The organism is Rhizobium sp. L9, assembly GCF_002531885.1.
Taxonomy (GTDB): Bacteria; Pseudomonadota; Alphaproteobacteria; order Rhizobiales; family Rhizobiaceae; genus Rhizobium.
In genome coordinates this window covers 84,822-91,445 of the sequence record NZ_NWSZ01000016.1, presented here as the reverse complement: position 1 = coordinate 91,445, position 6,624 = coordinate 84,822, and the positions used below count along the sequence as shown (strand labels likewise).

General features: G+C 60.5%; 7 protein-coding genes. 3 read left to right on the top strand and 4 right to left on the bottom strand.

Features of this window, described 5'->3' with window-relative positions; all coding sequences use genetic code 11:
• Positions 1 to 134: 134 nt before the first annotated feature.
• The 3 genes from CO660_RS17305 to CO660_RS17295 form a co-directional block, all read right to left on the bottom strand.
• On the bottom strand, positions 135 to 1,409 hold the full coding sequence (locus tag CO660_RS17305) for an O-antigen ligase family protein (RefSeq protein ID WP_097599760.1): 1,275 nt from the start codon (positions 1,407 to 1,409) through the stop codon (positions 135 to 137).
• Between the two features lie 360 nt (positions 1,410 to 1,769).
• On the bottom strand, positions 1,770 to 2,018 hold the full coding sequence (locus tag CO660_RS17300) for a hypothetical protein (protein ID WP_097599759.1): 249 nt from the start codon (positions 2,016 to 2,018) through the stop codon (positions 1,770 to 1,772).
• 34 nt (positions 2,019 to 2,052) lie between these two features.
• The gene (locus CO660_RS17295) at positions 2,053 to 2,439 is read right to left on the bottom strand and encodes a DUF2934 domain-containing protein (protein ID WP_097599758.1); all 387 of its coding nucleotides are present in this window, start codon (positions 2,437 to 2,439) and stop codon (positions 2,053 to 2,055) included.
• Positions 2,440 to 2,625: 186 nt separating this feature from the next.
• On the opposite strand from CO660_RS17295, the gene CO660_RS17290 reads away from it, so the two are divergent.
• Positions 2,626 to 3,348 (top strand): GntR family transcriptional regulator, encoded by a 723-nt coding sequence (locus CO660_RS17290; protein ID WP_097599757.1) that lies wholly within the window; start codon positions 2,626 to 2,628, stop codon positions 3,346 to 3,348.
• 45 nt (positions 3,349 to 3,393) lie between these two features.
• On the top strand, positions 3,394 to 4,581 hold the full coding sequence (uxuA, locus tag CO660_RS17285) for a mannonate dehydratase (protein WP_097599756.1): 1,188 nt from the start codon (positions 3,394 to 3,396) through the stop codon (positions 4,579 to 4,581).
• A 56-nt stretch (positions 4,582 to 4,637) separates the two neighbouring features.
• On the opposite strand, the gene CO660_RS17280 is transcribed toward uxuA, so the two are convergent.
• Positions 4,638 to 5,285 (bottom strand): TetR/AcrR family transcriptional regulator, encoded by a 648-nt coding sequence (locus CO660_RS17280; RefSeq protein ID WP_097599755.1) that lies wholly within the window; start codon positions 5,283 to 5,285, stop codon positions 4,638 to 4,640.
• 136 nt (positions 5,286 to 5,421) lie between these two features.
• Between CO660_RS17280 and CO660_RS17275 the strand changes: the two genes are divergently transcribed.
• Positions 5,422 to 6,606 (top strand): HlyD family secretion protein, encoded by a 1,185-nt coding sequence (locus CO660_RS17275; RefSeq protein WP_097599754.1) that lies wholly within the window; start codon positions 5,422 to 5,424, stop codon positions 6,604 to 6,606.
• The last annotated feature ends 18 nt before the right edge of the window (positions 6,607 to 6,624 follow it).

Genomic DNA, 6,624 nt, shown 5'->3' with positions numbered 1-6,624 from the left:
GCGGCCCGCGCGACCCTGGCAGAACTTGTTTCCGGCTATTCCTCAACGGGTGAAGTTTCCGATCTTGCGTTCACCGGCGGCGAAACCAATCCGGCGCATGAAGATATCAACGCGCTAGCCTCGGGCGCAGGAAATCAGCTTCGAACGACAGGTGCATAACGCGTGCTGCCCCGGTCCGCGCAAATAAGAGCGACCATATAGGCGAAGATCGGATCCAGCGCTTTTTGGTTGAACATGATACCGAAGCTGCCGGTTATAATGTAGCTGCTGGTCAGCAGGAGAGCGAGCGCTATGGCTAGATCCCGGCCAGGGCCAGGTTCCTTTTTCCACGCACCGATCACGGGTGTGAGGAGCAGCAATGAAAGCGCTGCGATGCCGACAAGGCCGGCGTCGATTCCCGCTGTGAGAAAGCCGTTATGGACATGTGAATAGGGCAGTTGCGGCCTCAGGCCCTCAGGGACTTCTGCCAGGACAGCAGCCATCCGGTTTTGCGGGCCATAGCCGGTGAACGGATCCTTGGTGATTGCCGATAGGGCGCCCTTGTAGAGAGCAACCCGCGCGCTCAGCGAGGTGATATCGCCATTGGTGCTTTCGAGCGATGACAGATTGTCCTGGAGCTCACGGACGCGATAGACAACCTGGTCGCTGCCCAAGGCGAGAAGTCCCAGCAACAGTACCGAGCCAGTGATGGCGAGGCTGCGCAGACTGACATGAAATCGGTTTTTGGGAAAATACCAGAGGAAGATGACCAGCTGGACGGGGATGACCAGCCAGGCCGAGCGCGTTCCGGAAAGCAGCGCGCAGCCCAGACCCGCGGCATATCCCAATATCGCGATCTTTTGCTCCATGCTTTTGGGAGATTGAAGATTGAGTAGCGCGACGCCGCCGAAAAGCACGCCGATAACGCCCAGCAGCGCCGCGTTCGAGGTTCCCGCCTCCGCCCTGGGCATCAGGAATAGGACCTGAAGCAGACTGAAGAGAAAAGTAACGATCATGCCGAGACCCGCGCCGAGGATAAAGAGCGGCACAAGGCGGCCATCGGGAGATTGACGCATGCGCGGCAAGATCAGCCAGATCGAAAAGAACGGCAGGAGCCGGAAAATCCAATCCAGTTCTTCCGAGAAAGGCGGATTGACGAATATGCTGACGATCATCACCACAGGGTAAATCGTCATGCAAATGGCAACCACTCGGTCGGACTTCGACAGGTTCAAAGGAAAGCGGGCTCTTGCCAGGCAATAGAGGCCGGATAGCATCGACCCGAGTAGGATGAAGGAGTTGAAGTTAGGTGAAAGTCCGGGCAGGATTGCAAAGAGAAAGACCGCAATGCCATTGGTTCGATCAAGCGCGCTTCCAGACCCGTTCCCGGGATGTAGCACCGCAATCACGAGTTGCCTGAAATAATTCACTTGGTAGCCCTGACGTGTCGCTTTCCAGCCTCGCTAAGGACCGTTGTCACCGCTGTCAAGCCGTGAAGGCAGGAGTAACCTGCGCTTTTTTCACTGTCGTATTCCGGCAACAGCAGATTCGGATGCTCGTTGCTCCTGCTCGACGACGGTCGCAACAGGCTGCAACAGCAAAGCTGTTCCGAACAGAAAACACGTTTGAGGTGCGAGCCTATTGAGAAGCTTTGTCATCTGGCGGCGCATTCCCGCTATCAGGGAACGCCTGCAGGTACAGGACCTGAATCTCTCGCCATTCCAACCGAACTGGCCGGCGGTTATAGGACAGCGACGCGCCAGTCGCGAAGCCACTTTTGGTACCTGGAGCTATCGCCAATATGGACGCGGCGCGCTTTCCAACGATGACCGGCCGAGGAAATAGCCGAATCCGAATGCGAGAATACCAATAGTGAGCAATGCGCTTGCGGTGTGCGGGTGGTTTCTAGCCCCCGCCGTGACTGCATAGACCTCACGTTTCACCCCGCTGGCCGCCGATTGGGCAACTTTGGCCAGTCCTTCCGCGGGCTCGACGGGTGTGCCGGTAAATCCGGCGTCCAAGTCCTTTTTATCGACCATATCGGGAGACCTTTCCTGCATTGAAGACAGCAACTTATTCCTGCTCGCGTGTGCCGGGTGAGGCTTCGCGTTGGTCCGCGTCTTCGAGATCCGTCTTGACCAGGAAGGCATCGCTATGTTCGCGTGCGGCCTCTCGCAGCGCTTCGAGCTTGGGAGGATTGTCGGCCCCGCCATATTGCGCATCGAGCTCATGCTCGGCGCGAATCCAGTGATCCCGATGCCTGCCCTCCGGCCTGCCTTCCTTCTCCCACAGCGCATGTGCTCTTTTCCGGATCTCCTCCTCGCGGAGCACCGCCGGGCCGGTTTCGTGTGTGGCTTGCCGCGCCATCTTCCCTTTCCGCGCACCGGCGAGGGAAGATTTCTTCAGCCGCGTGTCGTCGGTCGTGTCTTCATTTTTTGTGCGTCGTACCGGGTTCTTCATCGGCGCCTCCTTGATTGGTTCTCAACCAATTCGGCTGATCTAAGTTCCAACCAACAGTCTCGACCAGCATCGAAACGCATGGTCAAACGACCCCAACCTCCAAATGTAATCCATTCCTTCGCAGGCCTTGGCAGGGTGTCGCAGCTGATATACTAGTATGCCAGAACACGATCACTGGTCTCGACTATGCGGCAGTCCTCGGAAGCCCAAGCGCTTGCAGTTTCGATTTCCCAGGAAGTCGGCCCGAAGTTGCGCCGCGTCACCACGGCCGGTGCCATATACGAACGTCTCTATGCCGACATCGTCTCGCTCAGGATGCCGCCTGGCCTGTTGCTGCAGGAAAAGCGGATCGCCGAGGATTTCGGGGTGAGCCGCACACCGGTGCGCGAGGCACTGCTCAGGCTCTCCGAAGGCGGGCTGGTCGACATCTATCCGCAGTCAGGCACGGTCGTGTCGCGTGTGCCTGTCGCGTCGATCCCCGAGGCAGTGGTGGTGCGCAAAGCGCTCGAAGGTACGACCGTCGAGACTGCGGCCGAAACCGCCAGCGCTGCCGATATTGCCCATCTGGATGCGATCATCTCCCGGCAGCGGTCGCATGCCGCGGCCGACAACGCCTCGAACTTTCATGAGGAGGACGAGGCCTTTCATGAGGCGATCGCTGAGATAGCAGGTTATCCCGGCATCTGGGCGATTCTGAAGACGGTCAAGGTGCAGATCGACCGGGCGCGACGGCTGGCGCTGCCGGCGCTTGGGCGCATGGACAATGTGGTCCGCGAACATATCGTCATTCGTGACGCGCTCGCCGCCCATGATGCTGCGGCTGCGCGCGGCGCGATGATCCATCACTTGAGCGCCGTCATTCCCGATGTCGATGAACTGCGTTCGCGTTACCCCGATTATTTCTGCTGACGGCAGAATCACCACGAAAACGAAGAGGCGAGGGAAGGAAGAAGGATGCGACAGGGTTGGAGATGGTTCGGACCGGAAGCGCCGGTGACGCTGGATGATGTCCGTCAGACGGGCGCGACCAATATCGTCTCGTCCCTCCATCAAGTGCCGATCGGCAGGGCCTGGACGGAAAGGGAAGTGCGCGAACGCCAGTCTCTGATCGAGACGACGCCGGCGGACCGCTCGCCACTCGTCTGGTCGGTCGTCGAAAGCATTCCGATCCCTGATGCAGTCAAGCGCAGAGGCGGGGAGGCGAAGGCTGAAATCGAGGCGTGGATCGCCAGCCTCGAAGCGGTCGCCGCCTGCGGCATTCCGATCGTCTGCTATAATTTTATGCCTGTCGTGGACTGGACTCGCACCGACCTCGATTTCGTGACGCCGACAGGGGCCACCGCCATGCGCTTCGATCATGAGCGTTTTGCAGCCTTCGACCTCTTTATTCTGGAACGGCCGGGTGCGGCCCAGCAATATTCCGATGAGGATCGCGAACGGGCGCGTGTCGTCTATGAGGCCATGTCGGAGGAGGAGGTCGCCGACCTCACCCGCATTATCGCCTCGGCCCTTCCCGGCTCGACGACCGAGCCCCTTACCATTCCGGCCTTCCGGGAAAAGCTTGTCGCCTATAGCGGCATCGATGCCGCAAAGCTGCGCCGGCACCTGATCGAATTTCTGGAGGCGGTGACGCCGGCGGCCGAAGCACGCGGCGTCAAGCTGACGCTGCATCCCGACGATCCGCCGCGCTCGCTCTTCGGCCTGCCGCGCATCGCCTCGACGGCCGATGATTATGCCGCTCTCTTCGATGCAGTGCCGTCGGCGGCGAACGGTATGTGTTATTGCACCGGCAGCCTCGGCGTGCGCGCCGACAACGACCTGCCGGCGATTGCCCGGCGGTTCGCTTCGCGCATCCACTTCGCGCATCTGCGTTCAACGACGCGTGAAGGCGACGGTCGGACGTTCCACGAAAGCGCGCATCTGGAAGGTGATGTCGACATGGTCGCGGTTCTCCGCGAATTGGTTGCAGAAGACCGCCGCCGCGCTCCCGAAGACACGATCGTCTTCCGCTCGGACCATGGCCACCGCATGCTTGACGATCTCGACAAAACGGTCACGCCCGGCTACCCCGCCATTGGCCGCATGCGCGGCCTTGCCGAGCTTCGCGGCATCCTGCATGCGCTGGACGCCCCGCCGACCTGAGGGCATTGGCGTCGCCTGGCACAGAAATCATTGCGCTCTGGAGCCCAAGCGACACTTCAGAGCGCGCAACCCTTCAGGAACAGATCCGTGCACATCTTCGCCCTCGCGGCGATCTCCTCGATCCCCGGCGGCTGTTGCTGGCGCAGCATCGCGGCGCGCTGCGGCTCCATGATCATCATCCCACGGAGCATCCCGCAGGCAGCATGTGGATCGTCGAGTGCGATCAGCCCGCGATCGATCTGTCTACGCAGCCAGTCTTCCATCAGCGCGTTGGTCCTGACGATCGCTTTCTCATAGAAGGTCGTGGCGATCTCGGGAAAGCGGTCGGACTCGCTGATGACGAGCCGAGTCACGGTGATCGTGTCCAGCGAGAGCGTCAGCATGCCATAGGCCGTCAGCATGCGCTCTAATCCTTGCCTGAGGTCCAATACCGCAAGCGTTCCGGGATCGAGCGACATGAGGAAGCGCCCCGTCCGCTCGATAATCATCTCGGAAAACAGATCCGCCTTGGTCGGAAACAGCCGGTAGAGCGTCTTGGTCGAGACACCAGCCCCTTGCGCGATCGCGGCGATGCTTGCCGCGGCATAACCATTCTCGTGGAACTGCCGGTTAGCCGCCTCGATGATCACGCTTCTCGTATCGTCGTCGCAGCGGACTTGCGGTCGTCCTCGCGGTCTCTTCTCGATTTCGTGATTTTGGACCATGACTATTTTCCAAATTCTTGTTGACACCGATTTTATAGAGCATATTTTGGAAAACAACAAGTTTCCAAAAGTGGAACTGACGTGAATTTAGAGGCCGCAGCCGGTAGCGACAGCGACCAGTAATAGGAGAAAGGCAATGTCCACTAGTACGCTGCAGGCCCTGAACAACAACGCGCCTGTCACCGAAACCACGGCGGAGGCCGCGCCGGCAACCCTTGATGCCGGCAACACGCCACGCATCGTCGAAGCTGCCCCCGTTTTGGAGCCTCCCGCCCGCAAGCGCCGTGGGCGCGGACTGTTGCTGAGCGCGACGGCCATCGCCCTGATCGCCGCCGCCAGCTATTACGGCCATAGTTACTGGACCGTCGGCCGCTTCGAGATTTCCACCGACGACGCCTATGTGAAGGCCGACAATACGACTGTCGCGCCAAAGATTTCGGGCTACATTGCGGAAGTGCTCGTCGGCGACAACCAGGTGGTCAGGGCGGGTCAGCCGCTCGCACGCATCGATGATCGCGATTTCCGTGCCGCTCTCGATCAGGCCAAGGCCGATGTCGCCGCTGCCGAGGCGACGCTCAATGCCAAGCAGGCGTCGCTGGATATTCAGCAGTCGACGATTGCCGCGGCCCGCGCCACGGTCGAGGTCGACAAGGCGAACGAAACCTTCGCGGAACAGAACAACAAGCGTTACGCCAATCTCGCCACCAGCGGTTATGCGCCGGTTCAGACGGCGCAGCAGGCCGCTTCCGCCATCGCCGCCGCCCAGGCGACCATTGGACGCGATAATGCTGCGCTGGATGCCGCCGTCAAGCAGGTCGACCTTCTCAATGCCGAACTCGCCCAGGCGAAGGCGACGCTCGCCCATGACCAGGCCGTCCAGCATCAGGCTGAACTGAACCTCTCCTATGCAACGATTACCGCCCCTGTCGACGGCACCGTGGGCAACAGGACGCTGCGGGTCGGCCAGTATGTGCAGGCGGGCACCCAGCTGATGTCGGTTGTACCCACGAGCGCGGTCTATGTGATCGCCAACTACAAGGAAACGCAGCTGACCGATGTTCGCGCCGGCCAGCCGGTGGATATCGAGGTCGATACTTTCCCAGGCCGCATCTATCGGGGCCATGTCGATAGCCTTGCTCCGGCAAGCGGCCAGGAATTCGCGCTTCTGCCTCCCGACAACGCGACCGGCAACTTCACCAAGGTCGTTCAGCGCATTCCGGTCAAGATCGTGCTGGACGGCGAAGCCGCCAATGGCGACCTGCGACCCGGCATGTCCGTTCAACCGAGCATCGACACCAAGGCCGATGCCGACCGCAGTTAGGCGAGGGGATTAGGAGAT